The 18,641-nt window shown below is 46.0% G+C and carries 21 protein-coding genes; 10 read left to right on the forward strand and 11 right to left on the reverse strand.

The window, feature by feature from the left end; translation table 11 throughout:
- Positions 1–11: 11 nt before the first annotated feature.
- The gene (gene lipA / locus PLE7327_RS02920; RefSeq protein WP_015142367.1) at positions 12–941 is read right to left on the reverse strand and encodes a lipoyl synthase; all 930 of its coding nucleotides are present in this window, start codon (positions 939–941) and stop codon (positions 12–14) included.
- 370 nt (positions 942–1,311) lie between these two features.
- Here lipA and PLE7327_RS02925 point away from each other — a divergent pair, with 370 nt between their 5' ends.
- Entirely contained in the window at positions 1,312–1,872 is a 561-nt protein-coding gene (locus tag PLE7327_RS02925; protein WP_015142368.1) for a response regulator, read from the forward strand.
- 71 nt (positions 1,873–1,943) lie between these two features.
- Here the strand turns inward: PLE7327_RS02925 and PLE7327_RS02930 are convergent, their stop codons facing one another.
- Together PLE7327_RS02930 and psb28 are read right to left on the reverse strand one after the other, a co-directional pair.
- The gene (locus PLE7327_RS02930) at positions 1,944–2,447 is read right to left on the reverse strand and encodes a molybdenum cofactor biosynthesis protein B (protein WP_015142369.1); all 504 of its coding nucleotides are present in this window, start codon (positions 2,445–2,447) and stop codon (positions 1,944–1,946) included.
- A 54-nt stretch (positions 2,448–2,501) separates the two neighbouring features.
- The gene (psb28, locus tag PLE7327_RS02935; protein ID WP_015142370.1) at positions 2,502–2,837 is read right to left on the reverse strand and encodes a photosystem II reaction center protein Psb28; all 336 of its coding nucleotides are present in this window, start codon (positions 2,835–2,837) and stop codon (positions 2,502–2,504) included.
- A gap of 99 nt (positions 2,838–2,936) precedes the next feature.
- Between psb28 and PLE7327_RS02940 the strand changes: the two genes are divergently transcribed.
- The 8 genes from PLE7327_RS02940 to PLE7327_RS24700 all read left to right on the forward strand — a co-directional run bounded on the left by PLE7327_RS02940 (position 2,937) and on the right by PLE7327_RS24700 (position 9,169).
- The gene (locus tag PLE7327_RS02940; protein ID WP_015142371.1) at positions 2,937–3,236 is read left to right on the forward strand and encodes a hypothetical protein; all 300 of its coding nucleotides are present in this window, start codon (positions 2,937–2,939) and stop codon (positions 3,234–3,236) included.
- Positions 3,237–3,449: 213 nt separating this feature from the next.
- On the forward strand, positions 3,450–4,919 hold the full coding sequence (gene glmM, locus PLE7327_RS02945; protein ID WP_015142372.1) for a phosphoglucosamine mutase: 1,470 nt from the start codon (positions 3,450–3,452) through the stop codon (positions 4,917–4,919).
- A gap of 140 nt (positions 4,920–5,059) precedes the next feature.
- Positions 5,060–5,230 (forward strand): hypothetical protein, encoded by a 171-nt coding sequence (locus PLE7327_RS24695; protein ID WP_041392689.1) that lies wholly within the window; start codon positions 5,060–5,062, stop codon positions 5,228–5,230.
- 149 nt (positions 5,231–5,379) lie between these two features.
- Complete coding sequence (locus PLE7327_RS02955; protein WP_015142374.1) at positions 5,380–5,667, forward strand: hypothetical protein; 288 nt, start codon at positions 5,380–5,382, stop codon at positions 5,665–5,667.
- Complete coding sequence (locus PLE7327_RS02960) at positions 5,664–6,098, forward strand: heavy metal-responsive transcriptional regulator (RefSeq protein ID WP_015142375.1); 435 nt, start codon at positions 5,664–5,666, stop codon at positions 6,096–6,098. Before PLE7327_RS02955 ends, PLE7327_RS02960 begins: the two co-directional genes overlap by 4 nt.
- Positions 6,095–7,282, forward strand: coding sequence for a WD40 repeat domain-containing protein (locus PLE7327_RS02965; RefSeq protein WP_015142376.1), 1,188 nt, complete (start codon positions 6,095–6,097; stop codon positions 7,280–7,282). The genes PLE7327_RS02960 and PLE7327_RS02965 overlap by 4 nt, the downstream gene beginning before the upstream one ends.
- On the forward strand, positions 7,279–8,835 hold the full coding sequence (locus PLE7327_RS02970; protein WP_015142377.1) for a bifunctional ADP-dependent NAD(P)H-hydrate dehydratase/NAD(P)H-hydrate epimerase: 1,557 nt from the start codon (positions 7,279–7,281) through the stop codon (positions 8,833–8,835). Before PLE7327_RS02965 ends, PLE7327_RS02970 begins: the two co-directional genes overlap by 4 nt.
- A gap of 187 nt (positions 8,836–9,022) precedes the next feature.
- Positions 9,023–9,169: a hypothetical protein gene (locus PLE7327_RS24700; protein WP_015142378.1), complete on the forward strand. Its 147-nt coding sequence runs from the start codon at positions 9,023–9,025 to the stop codon at positions 9,167–9,169.
- Positions 9,170–9,228: 59 nt separating this feature from the next.
- On the opposite strand, the gene PLE7327_RS02975 is transcribed toward PLE7327_RS24700, so the two are convergent.
- Both PLE7327_RS02975 and lipB read right to left on the reverse strand, forming a co-directional pair.
- Positions 9,229–10,830, reverse strand: coding sequence for a helix-turn-helix domain-containing protein (locus PLE7327_RS02975; RefSeq protein WP_015142379.1), 1,602 nt, complete (start codon positions 10,828–10,830; stop codon positions 9,229–9,231).
- A 411-nt stretch (positions 10,831–11,241) separates the two neighbouring features.
- Positions 11,242–11,928 (reverse strand): lipoyl(octanoyl) transferase LipB, encoded by a 687-nt coding sequence (lipB, locus tag PLE7327_RS02980; protein ID WP_015142380.1) that lies wholly within the window; start codon positions 11,926–11,928, stop codon positions 11,242–11,244.
- Positions 11,929–12,332: 404 nt separating this feature from the next.
- Between lipB and hpf the strand changes: the two genes are divergently transcribed.
- Positions 12,333–12,929 carry a ribosome hibernation-promoting factor, HPF/YfiA family gene (gene hpf, locus PLE7327_RS02985; protein ID WP_015142381.1) on the forward strand — a complete coding sequence of 199 codons (597 nt, stop codon included), beginning with the start codon at positions 12,333–12,335 and terminating at the stop codon, positions 12,927–12,929.
- Positions 12,930–13,012: 83 nt separating this feature from the next.
- On the opposite strand, the gene PLE7327_RS02990 is transcribed toward hpf, so the two are convergent.
- From PLE7327_RS02990 to PLE7327_RS03015, 6 genes are all read right to left on the reverse strand, one after another.
- Entirely contained in the window at positions 13,013–14,179 is a 1,167-nt protein-coding gene (locus PLE7327_RS02990) for a RuBisCO large subunit C-terminal-like domain-containing protein (protein ID WP_015142382.1), read from the reverse strand.
- Positions 14,180–14,298: 119 nt separating this feature from the next.
- Entirely contained in the window at positions 14,299–14,853 is a 555-nt protein-coding gene (locus PLE7327_RS02995; RefSeq protein WP_015142383.1) for an acireductone dioxygenase, read from the reverse strand.
- Positions 14,854–15,108: 255 nt separating this feature from the next.
- Complete coding sequence (locus PLE7327_RS03000) at positions 15,109–16,221, reverse strand: CapA family protein (protein WP_015142384.1); 1,113 nt, start codon at positions 16,219–16,221, stop codon at positions 15,109–15,111.
- Between the two features lie 317 nt (positions 16,222–16,538).
- Positions 16,539–16,868: an MgPME-cyclase complex family protein gene (locus PLE7327_RS03005; protein WP_015142385.1), complete on the reverse strand. Its 330-nt coding sequence runs from the start codon at positions 16,866–16,868 to the stop codon at positions 16,539–16,541.
- 182 nt (positions 16,869–17,050) lie between these two features.
- Positions 17,051–17,773 carry a pyridoxine 5'-phosphate synthase gene (locus PLE7327_RS03010; RefSeq protein WP_015142386.1) on the reverse strand — a complete coding sequence of 241 codons (723 nt, stop codon included), beginning with the start codon at positions 17,771–17,773 and terminating at the stop codon, positions 17,051–17,053.
- 160 nt (positions 17,774–17,933) lie between these two features.
- Complete coding sequence (locus PLE7327_RS03015; protein WP_015142387.1) at positions 17,934–18,407, reverse strand: hypothetical protein; 474 nt, start codon at positions 18,405–18,407, stop codon at positions 17,934–17,936.
- Between the last annotated feature and the right edge of the window lie 234 nt (positions 18,408–18,641).

Raw genomic sequence — 18,641 nt, forward strand, 5'->3', positions numbered from 1 at the left:
TTACCTTGCGACTAATCCTCCTCTCCAGCATGATAGGAGCTGCGAACCAAGGGACCGGAACGTACGTGAGAAAACCCGAGGGAGCAGGCAATTTCTCCGAGTCGGTCAAATTCTTCCGGTCGCCAATATTTTTGTACGGGTAAGTGTTCTAGGGAAGGACGCATGTATTGACCGAGGGTAAGGCGATCGCACTTTACCGCCCGTAAATCTTCCATCGTTTGGATAACTTCTGTTTCTGTCTCGCCGTGTCCCAGCATCAAACCGGACTTGGTAGGAATGCTCGGATCGAGTTCTTTCACCCAACGCAATACGTCAAGAGATCTTTCGTACTTTGCTCCCCGCCGTACGGGACCTTGCAGCCGCCGTACCGTTTCGATATTGTGGTTGTAACAAGCAGGTTTAGCTGCGACTACGGTTGCCACTCGTTCTTTTTGTGCTTTTTCTTTCCCTATACCGCCCCAAAAATCGGGAGTCAAGACTTCGATTTGAGTATCTCGATTCATTTGACGAATGGCAGTCATCGTCTTAACAAACCAACTTGCTCCACCATCAGGCAAATCGTCTCTCGCCACCGAAGTCAGCACCACATAGCTCAACCCCAGCAAATGGACGGATTCCGCTACCTTTTGCGGTTCGTCGGGGTCTAATTGCATCGGCGCGTGTCCCTTATCTACTTGACAAAATGCACAGGCACGGGTACACGTCGATCCCATCAATAAGAATGTCGCCGTTTTCTTGGAATAACATTCGCCTCGATTGGGACAGCGACCTTCTTCGCAGATAGTATGAATTTGTCGTTGCTTGATAATCCTCTGGACGGTCGAAAGTTCGCTGGCTTTGCCAAGAGAACGCTTCAACCAAGGCGGAAGTGCGGCTATTTCTTCGCGCCACTGAGAATGAGCCGATGGAGTTGGATGAGAGCGATCGATTTCTGTCGGCATCTATCTTGAGAAATACTGGTAACTGTCACGATATCTCAAATGTTACAACATTTCAGCTCGCAGCTTGGTTAGTGCGGGTCAAAGAGAGGATAATTAGTCGCTTCTTCGTTCCCCTTCCGATGAAAAGAAAACTTCAGTACGAGGGATCCAAGTTTGAGAAGCATCCCCCTAGGGATGTAAATTTTGACAGATGAAATGTGTAGCTTTAAATTTATACTGTTAGTTTTAAGCGATTGGTAGGGAACATTAATATGTGTAGAGCGAGCAGTATTTAGTCTATAGTCTTTTGTACGCACTAAACTAATGACAGATGACTAACGGCTCACTCGTCAGTGCAGTCAATCACCTCTTTGTATAAGGAGAGTTAATCGTGTCCACTCACAAAGTTCTCGTGATTGATGACAGTAAAGTCATCAGAATGCGTGTCAGAGATATGTTGCCTCCCAACACCTTTGAGGTCATAGAAGCCAAAGATGGATTAGAAGGTTATAATCTCATTCGCTCCGAAAACCCTAACTTGATTATGTTAGATTTTCTCCTACCCAAAATGAGCGGCTGGGAAGTCTATCAAGAACTTCAGAAAGAATATCAACTAAAGACTATTCCCTTAGTCGTTATGTCGGGTCGCAAAGAAGAGGTGATGGAGAAAATTCCAGAACCTTTCGACTATTTTGCTTTTGTTGAAAAACCTTTCGATCAAAAACAATTAGTAGATGCTATCAGAGAAGCGATGGCAAAGGCGAAGAAGCATCCCAGATCCGTAGAGTTTGCTTCTACTAATAACGTTGGTACGGCAGCTTCTAGCTCATCGGATACGGCTGCTGAAATTCAGACACTTAATGCTAAAATCGCTCAGATGCAGGATGAAATTAATAGCTTGAAAAAACAGTTATCTCAACTTATCGTGTTTATTAAACAGAGAATTAAATAGGAAAGCGAGGAAACCTGCTAGCTTTTATTTTTCTTCAAATATCTCTTTTCTAGTTATTCGATCGCTCATTCTTACGATCGCAACAGTCGAACCAGATGCACCAGTTCCGGCAAAATAAGTTTTTCTAGGGCGAGTTTCACAGCACTAGAAGAACCGGGGAGAGAAAAGACGAGTTTCTGACGATAAACGCCAGCAGTTGCTCTTGAGGCGATCGCTCTCGAACCAATTTCTTGATAGCTTAAATAGCGAAAGATCTCGCCAAATCCCGGTAGCGTCTTTTCTAATAACTTTGAGAGGGCATCGTAGGTCGTATCTCTAGGTGCAATTCCCGTCCCGCCGCTGAAAACGATCGCGTCAACGTCGGGAATCTCGCATAATTGTCTTAACTGTGTCTCGATTTGCGTCGGTTCGTCCTTGATAATAGCGTATGCATCAACCCGATGACCCGCTTGTTGCAACAATTGCTCGATGAGTTGACCGCTGCGATCGGTCTCAAAAGTGCGAGTGTCGCTAACCGTAATGACCGCACAATTGACAGAAATTAGATCGCGGTCGGGGTGAGGAACTGAAGTCATAGAGATTTTTCTTGCGATCGACGATCGCCGCTTGACGATCGCAATCGCTTTGAATTACGCTTTGGTAAACTGTAACCCCTTTTCCTGGGCATATCGCTCCATAAAGCGCATAAAGCGATCCCATTCTTGAGGAGAATTCATAACCACAACTGCTTCTACAGCTTCTGGTTTGCCATTAATAAACTTGCCTTTGACTTCCCGCGTAACAATTTCTCCTTCTTCATCGATTAAATACATTCCAGTAATTTCTTCTCGACTGTCGTTGCTGAAAATGTTAGGAGAATCAAAATAAAACTTAGCCATACCATTTTGTCCGTTGCGATCGCGACTTAAGCGAACTTCTGGAATCGCTTCTTCCGTAACTCCTCTAGCAAATTGAATTTCAGCCATCTTTTGTTATCCTCATATTTAACTGGTAATTTTCTCATCATCGCACAATCAATAAGCAATCGGCTTAAAAAAATCAGAGGCGAATTCAGGACAAAACCAGTGGAAAAATCTATTGGGCAACGCTTAGAACAGTACGCTATCAAGCGCCCTCAAGAAGTTTTGTTAGTCGAGATTGAAATAGGGGGCGAACCCGACCAAATTGTTATCTTCAAAGGATTTTCCAGTTCTCTGATGCGTCCGACGGCTTTCGATCCCGACGTGCCGATCCTTTCAGAAGACGCAAAAATTATCAGGATCGATCGCCTTGCCAGTCCCTACAATCCTGCCGAACCTCGCTACATCCAGCAAGGATTGACTCTCGAACAGATGGAGGCTCTTTTAGCCGAAGTCGGTTCTTAGAGAATTAAAATATAAATAAATTTAATCATTTGCCTGAATCTTCAAGCGACTAGCTGCCGTCGAGGTTAGCTAATCGCAGAATTTACTGTTTTAGCGATAGAGTAATATCTTAAAACTCAATTATTGCGTTATTGAAACTTAATCTACAATCTATTGGCATTTTAAGTTTTATATCCTTCTATTGTGAGCGTGTCGTGTGAGGAAGCTTGAACTATGGTAACGTCTCTATCCCGCAACGGAAATAGCCGTCTTAATCCGCTACAACCAAAACTACCTGTCTTTGCTCAGTCTTGCGATCGCCTTCTCGAACTTCCTAAGTCTCCCTTATTTGGTACTGACGGCATCCGAGGGAAAGCGGGAGAGTTACTAACCGCTCCTTTTGCCTTACAACTCGGTTTTTGGGCAGGTCAAGTGCTGCGGGAAGTCACCTCCGAAGCTGGACCGATCGTTATCGGGCAAGATTCCAGAAACTCCAGCAATATGCTTTCTATGGCACTCGAAGCCGGATTGACCGCGGCAGGACTAGAAGTATGGCAATTGGGATTGTGCCCCACGCCTTGCGTTGCCTACCTGACGCGAATGAGCGAGGCGATCGGGGGGATTATGATTTCAGCCAGCCACAATCCGCCAGAAGATAACGGAATCAAGTTTTTTAGCGGCGAGGGAACTAAGCTATCGGAATCGCTAGCGCAGAGAATCGAAGCGGGATTGAGAGGCAATCTCGCTTCTGAAACGACCGTCGAAACTGCAACCCCATGGGGGAAATCCCATCAGTACAAGGAATTGGTAAAAAATTACGGTCAGTTCTTGCAGGAGTCGCTCCCAGCAGGCATCGATTTTCAGGGGATGCGAATCGTTCTGGATCTGGCTTGGGGAGCCTCTGTCGAAGTTGCACCCTCAGTATTTCGCGCTTTAGGGGCAGAAGTGATTGGCTTGCACGATCGCCCCGACGGCGATCGCATTAACGTTAAGTGCGGTTCCACCCATCTCAATTTACTGCAAGCGGCAGTTAAAGAATCTGGTGCCGACATGGGATTTGCCTTCGATGGCGATGCCGATCGCGCGATGGCAGTCGATGCCAAAGGTCGAGCGATCGATGGCGATTATATTCTCTATTTTTGGGGTCAGATGCTCAAAAATCAGAATTTATTGCCCGATAATTCGATCGTCACGACGGTTATGGCAAATCTCGGCTTCGAGCGAGCTTGGCAAGCGATTGGCGGTCAAATGATTCGCACGGCAGTGGGCGATCGCTACGTTCAGGAAAAAATGTGGCAAACGGGAGCCATGCTGGGCGGCGAACAGTCGGGACATATTATCTGCCATCACCACAGCGTTTCTGGCGATGGCGTACAAACCGCCCTGCATCTAGCCGCTTTAGTGCGCCAATTGGGAACTTCCTTAGCCGAATTAGTCGATCGCAGCTTTCAAACCTATCCTCAGATTTTACGGAATATCCGCGTCGAAGACCGCGAATGCCGCGATCGCTGGCAAGAATGCGACCCCCTACAAGCGGCGATCGCTCGCGCCGAGAGCGAAATGGGCGATCGAGGACGAGTTTTGGTTCGGGCATCGGGTACGGAACCCTTAATCCGCGTTATGGTAGAGTCGGCTTGCGCCCAATCGGCTCAATATTGGTCCGAGCAATTGGTTAACGCCGTCGAGCGATATTTAGTTGCCTGAAATTCGGCGATCGGTTATCAGTTATTAGTTATTTGGTCGGTTTCTTACCCAACATTGGTAACTTTTCACGGTTGAAGCTTATCCTCTTACAATAGAAAGTAAAGAAATGTAACTACCGAGATCGGGAAATGCAGAAAACGATGACAGAACCTCAACCAACTCAAACACCCAAACTAGAGGAACCCAAGTTTGGATTCAACGACTACGCAGAACGGTTAAACGGTCGTGCAGCCATGATTGGCTTCGTTCTGACTCTTCTAATCGAGTACATTACGGGAAAAGGCTTACTTGCCTGGTTGGGCTTGAAATAGTCAATAACAAGTATTGCCCCTATGTCTTGCAGAAGGCTAGGGGAAAATACTTAATGATTATTGAACTTTACATTTGGTGCCTTTTTGAGGCAGGTAAGATAAGCTGAAGTTAGAGTCGCGAATATACTTAAAGAATCTAGAGCCAAGTGATGAACGCTTTATTGCCTCGATTTTTAAAAGTCGCTTACCGCAAGGAACCGATTTCTAGCTTCATTTTGATCGTGGGAGCGGTGGATGCGGCGATCGGCGGTTTTGGCTCGCGCTGGAGCTTACTATCTTTTGGGCTAATGATGGTATTCTTAGCTGCCTTGCTGCGGTGGTGGCAAATGCAAAAAGCGCAAGCGGCGATGGCAGAAAATACTCCCAGACATTATTTGCCGCCTAGTTCGTCTCGAACCCCATTACCCATGTTGACTAGCGAAAGGCATCGGCGATGAATCCGACTGCTAGGATCGATCGATGGCTAAAAATTGGCGAGGTGGCAACCGAAAGCGGTTTGCCAGTCAAAACAATTCGTTATTACGAAAAACTCGGCTTGTTGACTCCTTCGGTAGAAAGAACGAAATCCGGCTATCGCCTCTTTCACAGATCGGTGTTCAATCGACTTGCATTCATCAAGCGATCGCAGTCTTTAGGTCTCACTCTCAACGACATCCGCAAAATTCTCTCAGTTCGCGATGCTGGAGAACTTCCCTGCGGAGTCGCCAAAGAAATGCTGTTGCACAAGCTAGAGCTAATCCAACAACAAATAGAAGCCCTAGAAATTTTGCAATCTGAGTTACGAGGAATACTATCGGGTTGGCAAGATATGCCATCTCGTGAGAAGATCGCCCAAACAATCTGTCCCAATATTCAATCAGAAATATGAAGTTTAGGGGCGAAGCTCGGAAAAATCGAATTAACTGGACGCTAATCCTAACAATCCTCGCAATTTTCCCAGGAGGGCACGAACTAACCGCACAAGAGCCAAACCCTTCCGCTCCCTCCGAACCCGTGCCGGGAACCGAGAGAGTATTTCCAGCCAATCCCTGGAGAAAAGCGCTGAAAATCCACACCCTCTCAGGTCACCTGACAGGCATCACTTCTCTCTCATTTACGAGAGACGGACGAACTCTCATCAGCGGCGGTAGCGAAAATGATGGTTCCCTGCGCTTTTGGTCGGTTAGTTCGGGCGAAGAAGTCGCCGAGTTTCGCGCTCAACAAACCAACGTGCAGACGATGGCAATTACTCCCAATGGGGAAACATTGGTGACTAGCGGACCGGATACTATTATTAACCTCTGGGATTTGGCAAGGGGAAAAGAATACAGAGAAAATAGAACCTTTTTCTTAGAGCACAGCACCCAAGTTCTATCCGTAGCCATTAGTCCCGACGGAAATATTTTGGTTAGCGGCGCTTTAGATGGGATTCGCGTCTGGACTCTCAAGCCGCGCCGTCCTCTTTATCGGTTAAGCTGGATAGGCAACCCAGTCTATGCTATTGCTTTTAACCCTAACGGGTATATCGTCGCCAGCGGCGATGGAGATGGCAGAGTTCAACTTTGGGACGTGAGAGAAGGAACTTTTATCTCTGAATTCTTCCCTCACCAAGAAGCTATTACCGCACTGAGGTTTACTCCCGATGGCAAGCTCCTCATCACAGCTAGCGATGATCGCACCATAAAAATTTGGGATCTGGAAACGGGAACGCTAGTCCATACGCTGATCGGACATACCGGTCGAGTCCGCGCGATCGCTCTCAATCCCGACGGACGAACCCTAGCGACTGGTAGCAACGACGGCATTCGCATTTGGGATACCCTAACCGGAGATTTGGTAGGAAGATACTACGGTCACAGAGATTGGGTAACTGCCTTGGCCTTTAGTCCCAACGGACGCTATTTAGCTAGCGGAGGACTCGATTCGCTAGTTAATATTTGGGATAGTGCCTCAGCCAAACAACCCAAAAAATCTGAGGAAGCAGAGGAAACTGAAGAACCAGAAAGGTTAGAAGATTCAGAAGATTCTGAAAAACCAGAAAAACCGGAAGATTCAGAAGAATCGGAACAATGAATCCGCAACAACAACTCGAACAAGTTGTCGTCACCGCCGAACAGATGCGTCAAATCGAGGCGCGTATATTTGCGGCAGGAATGCCCGTAGCGGCGCTGATGGAAAAAGCGGCAGGACTGGCGGCTTCTCGCATTCAACAACTCTATCCGCTTTCTCAAGTCTCGCGGGTGGGGATTTTAATCGGTCCGGGTCATAATGGGGGAGATGCCCTAGTTGTTGCCCGCGAATTACATCTGGCAGGCTATCAAGTGTCCCTGTACCGTCCTTTTCCCAAGCTAAAGGATTTAACGGCACAGCATGCTCAATACGCGGAGAATTTGGGAATTCCCTCCTATAACGATCTTCAGTCCTTACAACAGTGCGAGTTAATTATTGATGGATTGTTTGGTTTTGGACTGGAGCGATCGCTTTCTGGCGAAATCGCACAGGCAATTCATCAACTCAATCAATGGTCGCAACCCGTCGTCAGTATCGACATTCCCTCTGGGCTGCACACGGATACGGGAGAAGTTTTAGGCACCGCCGTTCGCGCCACTCATACCCTGTGTTTGGGGCTATGGAAACGGGGATTTTTCCAAGACGCAGCGCTGGAATACCTTGGCAAGGCAGAACGGATCGATTTTGGCGTTCCGCCAAAGGAAGCATGGGCGATTCTCTCGCAAAGCGAACCGATACGACAGATAAATCTATCCAGTGCCAAGCAGTATTTGCCCGTACCGCGTCCGCCAGTTACGCATAAATACAAGCAAGGACATTTATTGGTAATTTGCGGCTCTCGTCGCTATGCTGGGGGCGCGATTCTCACCGGACTGGGAGCGAGGGCGAGTGGGGTAGGAATGCTCTCTATAGCCGTGCCAGAATCGCTCAAACCCTTGTTGGTAACTCACCTACCCGACGCTCTCATTATCGATTGTCCCGAAACGGAAACGGGCGCGATCGCACAGTTGCCCCCGATTGCTTCAGATTTCAGTAAATATCAAGTCATCGCTTGCGGACCCGGTTTAACTCAGCAAGCGCAATCGATCGTCCAAGCGGTTTTAAAAGCCGAATGTCCGCTCGTGTTAGACGCGGATGGATTAAATAATTTGGTGCAATTGGGTACGATGGCAAGTTTATCGTTACGAAAAGCTCCAACCGTTCTTACTCCTCATTTGGGAGAATTTAAACGGTTATTTCCCGATATCGATCGCCCGGATCGCGATCGCATTCAAGCAGTACAAAAAGCGGCAGCGCAAAGCGGTGCAATTATCTTATTAAAAGGAGCCAGAACCGCGATCGCTCATCCTCAAGGTTCCGTTTGGTTAGTTCCCACAAGTACGCCTGCCCTGGCGCGAGGAGGCAGCGGAGATGTATTGACAGGTTTAATTGGGGGCTTATTAGCGCAATCGGCTACTTCCGATGGGTCACTAGAAGCGCTCGTCGCTACGGCGGCTTGGTGGCACGCGCAGGCGGGAATTTTGGCTGCTCAAGAGCGTACTGAGTTAGGAGTCGATGCTTTTACTTTATCTCAGTATCTCTTGCCGTTTCTAAGTAATGCGATCGAGAAAACCTAATTATCTTAAATGTTATTCAGAACAATTCTGGAGATTGTCAACAGAGATACAGAAAAATTCTTGATACTATTTTTCTCTAGCTTCATGCTGCTACGATCCCAAATCCCAATCGAGCTGACACTTTCATGTCATATTCGCCACTCATACTAAAAACTAGCAAACTTAATTCAGTTTTTCAGAGGGTACTATGAAAATCAAACTGATGCCATTGTTAGTTGGAGCGCTCGTCTTTGCCCTGTCATTGGCTCCTCTAGCCGCTCAAGCTTGCACTGAAGGCAAACAGAGTTCGGACACTAACACGGATAGCACCCCCAGACAGGAGCAAAACTCATAAACTCAGTGTAGAAGATAGTGATGGGATTACCAAAAACTCAATCCCATCGCTCTTTGCAATCAAGATAATCCCAACACTTTCCGAAGCAATAGTTGATCTTCCAACTTGGCACAGAAACGACCGTTCTCTAAGTCTCGAATCCAACTTTGGCTTTTTCCCAGCTTTTTGGCTAAATCTCTCTGACTGATACCTCGATGTTTTCTGGCTGTCTGAATTGCTTCGGCAGATAATTCAAAATTCATCTTGGGTTGGGTTTTTCGCGCGGTCTTTTGCTGCTTTTTCTTTTCGAGTTTGGCAAGTTGCTCCGCCCACTCTGATGGCAACTCAAACCCCAAAATACGAGCTTTCATCAATAAATCCCACTTTCCGCGAGGTCCGGAATCGGTTAAGCGGCGATCGCCACTGCCGTCGTTAGTCCAAAATTCTAGCGCTTCTTCTGCGTCTTCGGGAAGCTCGTCTAATTTTGCCCATAGCGGTTGAATTTCGCTTTGATAGGTTGCCGGATCGAAGATAGGTTTGAGTCTGTAATAGTTAAGCACTTCTAAATCGCTTTCAAAAGTTCGCACAAGTCGCTTTCGATGTTCTCGCTTTAAAGAAGCTTCCAGCATTTTTTCTTTCCCATAGGCAACGCGCATCAAGGTAGGAACGGTAATACACTGTTGCTGACCCATTTTGACTTTAAATAGCAACCATAACATCATCCGCACGGCTCCTTGATGTTGCTGCCAAATGCTCATCACGGTACTTAATAAAAACTGAGGCAGGGTTCCGTACTGATAAAAAGCAGTTCGTTTTCTGTAGCTTTGCTTGTTTAAAAAATATTCTGCCCAGCGTCCCGCGCGAATTCTAAAGGTTATACCCATCAAATGTTTGTGTCCTGACTCGTCTTGCTGAAAATGATGATGAATTGCTATCAGATGCCACAAACGACTTTCCTCAACTGAAAAGCTTTTAACTTTACCTTGTTGGGGCCAGTCAATCGTCGTAAGGAGCTGACAGGGTTGCTGTGCCAGGATTTTAATCAAAGTTAGCTTGGTGGCTTTAGTTAAATCTTTGCGTTTATCTAAGCCTAAATATTTTTCAATTTGCAGGTCGCTAATAATAAATTCTTGTTCCCAAGGCTTTTCTAAGGTTGTGGCATAGGCAGCGTAAATTAAATGTAAGCATGCAGAGCGAATGTCGATCGCGTCAAGAATCGGTAGGGCTGCTGCTTCGTCTAGCGTCTGGGGAAGGTCGCTTTCACGGTCATCGCTCAGTCGAAATGCGATCGCGCCCCGACCGTGTTTGACCGCTCGCTGATAATATAGCTTCCCATTAGCATCAGTTTTCCAGGGAAGAATCTTTGCGCCACTCAATAATTTGCAAGCTTCCCAAATCACCATCGAAGAAGCAAAGGGATTGTTCTTGCCGTTGGAAAAAAGATCGGGGCTAGTGGCTATTCTTTCGGCAGCTTTGTATCTCCCTTTTTTGGCTTGCAGGGGAGTTGGACAATCGATTGGACAATGAACGACGCATTGAGGTTCGCTATAGCGGTCTTGGCAACCATCGCACAGACCTGGCTCGATCCAATATTGCCCGTCATCGATCTGAATAGCGCCCGTCGGACATAAAGGTTTGCAAGTACCGCATTCAATACAACTGTTGGGAATTGTATAACTCATTACACTATATTATTTTTTTGTCTTAGAAATGAAGTTGCAACTGACAGGAACTACTCAATTCGATTCGTTCGGCAATCTTTTTTACTTCTCCTTCACCACCCAAGCTGCAATGAATAAGCGAGCAGCTTTACCATCACTTGGCAAGATTCTTCTAGGTTTTAGACTCTCATAATATTGTTTTTAACTTTGTTCAAATCGATCGCTTTAATTTTTTCTTAATACTCTTTCTGGCAAATTGTTCAAGACAAACATTTATTGTAATAAGAAAAAATACTTAAAGGTTTTTAAATGCGTTTTTTGTAGAGTGAATAAGTAAAATAGTCAAGTTAATTAATGCTCTTATCTTGACAGGCTTAAAGTTAATAGTTAACAGTTAGTTGGAATTTTTACTAATTACTAACCACTAACCAATTATGATATTTCTATCAACTCTACTTGAAATACCTCAGCAAAAGCAGTAGCGATATCTTGACGGACTCGTTCGAGATTGATATCGGGAAGAAACTGAACTAAACTACCAACGGGTTTGTCGGCAATGCCGCAAGGAACGATATGTTTGAATCCCGTCAGATCGGGACATACGTTCAAGGCAAAACCGTGCATGGTAATCCAACGACTCGCTTTGATGCCGATGGCAGCAACCTTATATCCTTCTACCCAAACGCCAGTCAAACCGGGAACGCGATCGCCTTTGAGTCCGTAAGTCGCGATCGCCTGAATAATTACCTCTTCTAGCTGTCGTAGATACCAGTGCAGATCTTGGCGATAATGACGCAGATTGAGGATAGGATAGCCGACTAACTGCCCCGGACAGTGATAGGTGACTTCGCCTCCCCGTTCGATGCGATGCACTTCCCAGCCAGTTTGTGCGGGGTCGAATTTGAGAAAATCCAGACTCGCACCCGTACCCAACGTGTAAACGGGAGGATGTTCTAATAATAAGAATATATCTTCGAGATTCGGATCTTTGATTCTTTGCGCCACTAGCGATCGCTGATCTTCCAAAGCCTCACTATAAGGAACCAATCCTCGGTTATCGAGAAAACAGCGTCTGTGTTGAGAACCAGGCGTTAATCCGTTAACTTTAAGAAATGTCACAAGATGCAAAGGAAAATAAAAAGAAGACAAAAAGCGATGTTTTAGGCAATACAAAATGCTAGTCTAAAATTAAAGAATCAGTTGGAGGGAAGCATCTTCTAAAGAAACCCCAAAGATTTTACCAGACATTTACTTCAGAAAAACTCTCCCAAACCAATTAATAACAAAAAACATGGGAGTTAAGCAAACTAGCCAGCTAATTGGGTAGATCGAGCAATATCCTACCATTGGGATCGACAGCTAGAGAAAAAATAGGATAAAGATTCTGCAAAGGTGGGGAGATTTTTGCTATCTAATCGGCTCAAAAAGAAAGCATGAAATTTTCTCAATCGAACAAAAAAAGCTAACAAGCTTTGTGCTGGCTTTTTTTACTCATAAAAACTAGAAAAGATGGAGTAATCGGTATGAAGCTTTTGATCCAGGGCAATAACATTACAGTTACTGAAGCCATTCATGATTACGTAGAGCAGAAGCTAGAAAAAGCCGTTAAACACTTTCAAGGCATGACGACAAAGGTAGACGTTCATTTGTCCGTAGCCCGTAATGCTCGAATCCCTGATAAACACAAAGCCGAGGTCACAGTTTATGCTAACGGAGCAGTGATTCGTGCCCAGGAGGGAAGCGAAAACCTATATGCCAGTATCGATCTAGTCTCTGATAAAATTGCGCGTCAGCTACGCAAATACAAAGAAAGATTGCAAGACAAAAAAGTCGCTTCAGTGAAAGCCGGAGAAATTGTCGAAGAAAAACCTGTAAGCGAGACCTTAATTGGCGATCGCACCCCAGAACTTCCGCCAGAAGTGGTACGCATGAAATATTTTGCCATGCCTCCCATGTCAATCGAAGAAGCCCTGGAACAACTTCAGTTAGTCGATCACGATTTCTATATGTTCCGCAACCGCGACACCAATGAAATTAATGTGATTTACCTGCGCAACCACGGTGGCTATGGCGTGATCCAACCGCGTCAGAGCAACGGAAATTCTAATGGTACTCATTAAATCATCCAGTCCGCCAGCCAGCCAGCCAGCCAGGAACTGAAGTTCCTGGCTAATAGCCAAAGTCCACTTAAGCGGACTTTTTTTTAGGGTTTCCCCCATTTTTCTATTGCCCGCCGCAACGCGCCTGCTGGCAAAGTCTCTAATTCAAAAGATCGACCGTTTTGCAATCTTTCCAAGGCTTCAAAAAATGCGCGAACGCCTGCGGCGGCACCGTCGGGATGATCCATAATCCCCGTCCCGGCATTGAGAATGACATCCTTCCCGTAATCTGCGATTGCTTTGGGGACGATCCCCGGATGAATGCCCGCCGAGGGAACGGGAAAAACATTGCGCGATCGCAAACTATCTCTAATTTTTTGCTCCTCTTGTGGGTCGAAAGGCAAACTGCCATAATGAGCAGGATATAGCACTGCATCCGCCCCGCCATGTGCCATCAAAGTTCCCAACACCACCGAATAGGCTAATCCCGTGTCGGCAGAGGCACACATCGCCCCAGCAAAGGCGGGATGAGCAAAAATGGGGACATTAATTTCTGGATCGGCGGCTAAGGCTTCTAGGACGGAAAAGCCGTAGGTGAGGACGTTGAGTAGTAAAGCATTTGCCCCTTCTCTGACCAATAGGCGGGCTTTTTCGATTAATTTATCTGCCGTTCCCGTGACATTGACAGCATACAATACCGTGCGTCCCGTTTTCGCTTTCACTTCATCCAAGACGCGGCGGCAGGCTTCTAGCCGCTTTAGCGTCGGTGCAACGGCTAAATCGCCCATAATTTCATCATCTTTGATGATATCTAATCCCGCATCTGCCACCTGTTCTAAAATGGCGGCATGGTCTTCGGCAGACAGTCCCAAAGCTGGCTTATAAATTGCCATGATTAAGGGGCGATCGCGGACTCCCAATCTTTCTCTAATTCCCGTAATCCCCACTTTGGGCATCCTGCCATAGGTCTGGGGGAGATGCACCCCGACTACTTTTGCCGCTCCAGCCAGGGAATATTTGCCGAAAATCATCGTTAAAAGACTAGAGATGTCATTTTCGACGTTTAGATCGGGAAAGCGCACTCTAGCGATGCTATAGCCTTGCTCGTCGGTTTCGACGCTGACAACTTCAGCCAAGTGACGTTTGAGAGAGTCTTCGCGATGGGCAAAGCGCTCGTCCCAAGTTCCCGCCGTTTGCCCGACAGCGATGACTTTTGCCTGACGCTGTGCGTCTATTCCAGGGGGAAAGCGGTAATCGACTTCAATAGACATTGGTTATTGGTTATTGGTTGACCAATCACTGCTGCTGTACGGGCGGGTTTGGATTTATCTCGACAAAATGAAATTGGTTGCCTTGACCATTAAACCTGCCCCTACTTATAACTGAATAACTAACCCATTGCTAAAGCTGGGAAACGAATTGAGGTTCCCGTGTATTTAGGAACCCAACCTTCTGTAGTGACAAAGTAACGGACTGCTTTAATGCGTTTGCGATCGCTAAGATGGAACCAATGTTCCGTTCCGGCGGGGACATTGATATATTCTTCGGGTTGAATGGTTAGTTCTACCTGAGATCCGTCGGGACGAACGAATCCAAAAACTCCCTCGCCATCGATGATATAACGCACTTCATCATCTGCATGGGTATGGCAGCTTTCAAATTTAGCCAGCAAAGCATCTAAATTGGGAATATTGGGATGGAGAACGATTAAATCGCGAGATTGATAGCCTGCATTTTGCTTTAACCGTTCAAAATAGCCGTCTAATGCTTGTAAAACTTGTTTTTTTTCGTCTTCATTTAATTTTTCTTGTGCTAGCAACTTACGAAGTTCAGGATTATCGCCGACAGACCAATAATTGAGCTGAACGTTGAGGGGAGCAAGTTCGCGGGAAATGTCTTCCAATTGGGTGTAGGTCGTTCCGCTTTCCAAACGTAAAATTGCCATCTTTAACCTCAGTATCCTAAGATGCCTTCAACTTCAATCATTATCCCTTTGAAGCTAAGGAAGCGACAAGTTTGATGAGTAGATGAGCAGAATTAATTTTCAAATAATTGAAGTGCGAGTGTCTCACTTGCACGAGCTAGAAGCTCGCACTACATGGATTTAATTCTAGCTACCTACTTAATTTTCACAATCTGCCTGAAAACGATCGCCAATTCAATCTTAGCAAAAGCGATAAAGTCGTTTTGAGATGAGAAATTAACGCCATTTTAGGCTTAAAGTCCGATCCGGGTTCAATTCCACTTGGGTTCCTAACCGTTTTCCTTCCCGATGCAAAACATCTCTTAACCAAAAGGCATCTTGGGGTAAAGCTCGATTCACTCTTAAGCGCTTAATTTGCGTTGGGGTCATTTGCAAAGAAACGAGCTTCCCAGTTAATGGCTCTATCCGAGCAAAGTACATTAAGCCCAAATCGTCTCTAAACGCTTCATAGCCACTCACTCCTTCATAGTCATTGAGAAAGTCTCCGCAGCCATAGAGAATCAGCTTGTCTTGATAAACTTCGATCCCTTTGATATGGTGAGAAGAATGACCGTGAACGAGATCGACTCCAGCTCTTTCGATGAGTCGATGGGCAAATTCCCTTTGGCCGCGATCGATCTCGTAACCCCAATTCCCTCCCCAATGAATCGAGGCAACGACAATATCTCGCGATCGCTTAATTTTTCGGATTTGTTCGCTAATTTGGCAGACAGTTGCCTCTGACAAGTCTTTTAACAGATTGACCCCAGGTCGCTCTTCTGAAGCCCTCCAACTGAAAGGAATTCCGCTTGTTGCTAATCCGAATGAAAAAACAATAACTCTCCCTTTGCCTTTAATCTCCATCATGGCTGGAGCTTCTGCCGCTTGCAGATTCCGTCCGGCTCCTGCACTTTCGATCTTAGCTTCCTTCAAGCTTTGCAATGTCTCTGCCAAACCCGAATAGCCCCAATCGAGAACGTGATTGTTTGCCAGAGAACAACAATCGATTTTTGCTGCCACCAAACAGGGAATATTGGCTGGATTCATCCGATAGTGAATGTCCTTACCTTCCCAATAATCTTCACTGGTGGTGATGCTTGTCTCCAAATTAACGATCCTCAAATCTGGTGCGAGACGTTCCCATTCATCAATAGCGTCTCCCCAAATGTCAGAAAAGTTGACAGGGTATTGTATGGCCCCGTTCGCCTCCTGAGCCAGTTCGACGTATTCTTCGGCACTTTTGACATATGGCTCGTGCAGGAGTGGATTACTTGGATGAGGTAATATTTGGTCGATCCCTCTTCCTGTCATAACATCCCCGCACAGAAACAAGGTGATGCAATTGGTCATCTTCGATAGACTTCTTGCTTTTATTCGGGTAAGGGATTTCGCCCTGGGGGAAAAGGGGAAAGGTTACAGGGAAAAGGAGTATGCGTCTTTTCCCTTCCCCCCTTACCTTTTTCCCTTTACCTTGGAGCGAAGCTCCTCCCTGCATGAGAATTAAATTTTGTGATTGAAAGCAGGAGGTTTGATGATTGGCTAGTAAGAAGCGATCGCGGTTCGGATAATAGGTACTAGGGGAAAACTAGCGAAGCTGTCACCAGGATCGATCTAGCTCGAGCCCCCTGCCCTTCCATTCTAGCCATGTGGGAGTTAGCAATTGCTTATCAAGAAACGGTTTCCAGCGAAGCTAATGGATCGGTAATTGTTTGGGAGGGGGCTTGAAACTCACCCACGACTACATATTCTAGGCGTAATTTCAACCAAGTAATAAACTGTTGATTGGTAGAAATAATCGCTGCTGCTGGTTGAGGACACTTCGCTTTGATTTCGGCGAATTCCGGTGCCTCTAAAAATGCAGGTTGCTTGACTAACCAAAAGTCAATTTCTTGTTTCTTTTCTTGATAATGTCGCGTGCGTTCCCTGAAAACTTCTTCTAAGGGTTCTTCTTCTATTAAAAATTTTTGGCTGGCTAGGATGTAATAATAGGTAGTCATTTGTCCTCGATCGTTAGTCGTTTGATTTTGGATGAAAAGATTGTGGATTGGTGAGAGTTAATAGTTAATGGTTAGTAGTTAGTTGTTTTTCTTCTTCGGAGTCTCGCAAGTCCTCCTCTTCCCACACCTCCCACACTCCCCGTCTCCCAGTCTCTCGTCTCCTCCTCTCCTCATATCTCGGTCTAAAATTCACCTCGCATGGCAAGTTTCATTTCTCGGACGGCTCTTTCCATGCCGACTAACACTGCCCGACTAATAATAGTGTGACCGATGTTGAGTTCTTCCATGCCGGGAATACAGGCGACTGGATAGACATTCCAGTAAGTTAAGCCGTGACCTGCATTGACGCGCAACCCCAAGGAAATCGCTTCTTCGCATCCTTTCCGTAACAAGTCTAATTCTTTCTGGCGCGTTTTTTCGTCGTGGGCTTCGGCATATTTTCCTGTGTTCAGTTCGATAAATTGAGCTTTTGTCTTAGCTGCGGCTTCGATTTGGGCGGGATCGGTATCGATAAACAAGCTTACCAGAATGCCTTCGCCTTGCAAGCGATCGACAACTTGGCAAAGGCGATCCAGTCCGCCTACAACATCGAGTCCCCCTTCTGTGGTCACTTCTTCCCGTTTTTCCGGGACGAGGGTGACGTAATCGGGTTTGACCTCAATAGCGATCGCGACCATTTCATCAATGGCTGCCATTTCTAAGTTTAAATGAGTGCGTACTGTTTGCCGCAAGAGTCGCACGTCTCGATCCTGGATGTGACGGCGATCCTCTCTCAGATGAGCGGTAATGCCATCGGCACCGCCTAGTTCGGCTAAAACGGCAGCAGCAATGGGATCGGGTTCGACAGTACGTCGTGCCTGTCGAATGGTTGCAACGTGATCGATATTGACACCGAGAGTTAGCACAGCAAACTTCTCCTATAACTGGGCAATGCGATCGCTTTAACGATCTTAACCGAAACAGATAGACTAAAAACATAAAAATCCTCGCTCTTATGATGAACTAGGGCGAGGCAGTTTTTAGTTAAAAGATCAGTTATTCGGTTTTGACTCAATTGCGAGGCGATTAGTCAAGAAAACCCATCAAAGCTGCGGGATCGTCAATCTCGTTAGAAGCAACGGGGCGATTGCCCATAACCGTATAGGTTTCGCTGATTTTCAGATGGCTAGCTGCAATAGGACGGTTTCCAGAGATCGCCAGCGTGCTGCTGACCTCCATTCCGCTCGCAACGACTGGACGTACACCTCCAACAGAATTATAGGTACTAACAACTTTTAGATGGCTCGCTTCAACGGGGCGATTGTTAGGCAGACCCTGTCCATCCATCTCTTTGATCTCTAAATGGCTGACACCAATGGGGCGATTTTCTGGCAATCCTTCAACATGTTTGAGTTGCGATTCTTTTTCTGGTTGTTTCTTTACCGATAAAGCGACGACTTCCCGGTTTTTTTTGGCTCTATTACCTGTTTTAGCGCTATCGTTAGCTTGTTCGGCTTCTTGAATCTGGTTCCCGTTTGCTTCTAATTTTTCGACAGTCATTTCCCTTTTCTCCTTATCATTAGCACCTTTAAGTCCCGTATCTTATCAGCTTTATTGAGGATTTTATCTATTAAATTTCGTTAATCTTATTTTAAGAATCATCTCTATTATAGAGATACAATCGAATGAAAACAATAGACATAAGCGTCTGTAATAACACCGATTAGCAAAATCGAGATCTGGACGCGATAGACTAGAAAAAATTAGCAATCCAAGCTCGTAAAAGCTCTCAAT

It is taken from the genome of Pleurocapsa sp. PCC 7327 (assembly GCF_000317025.1).
GTDB lineage: Bacteria > Cyanobacteriota > Cyanobacteriia > Cyanobacteriales > Microcystaceae > Hydrococcus.

Coding starts and splice junctions, on each gene's coding strand:
- lipA (WP_015142367.1), bottom strand. CDS start 941: ATGCCGACAGAAATCGATCGCTCTCATCCAACTCCATCGGCTCATTCT.
- PLE7327_RS02930 (WP_015142369.1), bottom strand. CDS start 2,447: ATGACTTCAGTTCCTCACCCCGACCGCGATCTAATTTCTGTCAATTGT.
- psb28 (WP_015142370.1), bottom strand. CDS start 2,837: ATGGCTGAAATTCAATTTGCTAGAGGAGTTACGGAAGAAGCGATTCCA.
- glmM (WP_015142372.1), top strand. CDS start 3,450: ATGGTAACGTCTCTATCCCGCAACGGAAATAGCCGTCTTAATCCGCTA.
- PLE7327_RS24695 (WP_041392689.1), top strand. CDS start 5,060: ATGACAGAACCTCAACCAACTCAAACACCCAAACTAGAGGAACCCAAG.
- PLE7327_RS02955 (WP_015142374.1), top strand. CDS start 5,380: ATGAACGCTTTATTGCCTCGATTTTTAAAAGTCGCTTACCGCAAGGAA.
- PLE7327_RS02960 (WP_015142375.1), top strand. CDS start 5,664: ATGAATCCGACTGCTAGGATCGATCGATGGCTAAAAATTGGCGAGGTG.
- PLE7327_RS02965 (WP_015142376.1), top strand. CDS start 6,095: ATGAAGTTTAGGGGCGAAGCTCGGAAAAATCGAATTAACTGGACGCTA.
- PLE7327_RS02970 (WP_015142377.1), top strand. CDS start 7,279: ATGAATCCGCAACAACAACTCGAACAAGTTGTCGTCACCGCCGAACAG.
- PLE7327_RS24700 (WP_015142378.1), top strand. CDS start 9,023: ATGAAAATCAAACTGATGCCATTGTTAGTTGGAGCGCTCGTCTTTGCC.
- PLE7327_RS02975 (WP_015142379.1), bottom strand. CDS start 10,830: ATGAGTTATACAATTCCCAACAGTTGTATTGAATGCGGTACTTGCAAA.
- hpf (WP_015142381.1), top strand. CDS start 12,333: ATGAAGCTTTTGATCCAGGGCAATAACATTACAGTTACTGAAGCCATT.
- PLE7327_RS02990 (WP_015142382.1), bottom strand. CDS start 14,179: ATGTCTATTGAAGTCGATTACCGCTTTCCCCCTGGAATAGACGCACAG.
- PLE7327_RS02995 (WP_015142383.1), bottom strand. CDS start 14,853: ATGGCAATTTTACGTTTGGAAAGCGGAACGACCTACACCCAATTGGAA.
- PLE7327_RS03000 (WP_015142384.1), bottom strand. CDS start 16,221: ATGACCAATTGCATCACCTTGTTTCTGTGCGGGGATGTTATGACAGGA.
- PLE7327_RS03005 (WP_015142385.1), bottom strand. CDS start 16,868: ATGACTACCTATTATTACATCCTAGCCAGCCAAAAATTTTTAATAGAA.
- PLE7327_RS03015 (WP_015142387.1), bottom strand. CDS start 18,407: ATGACTGTCGAAAAATTAGAAGCAAACGGGAACCAGATTCAAGAAGCC.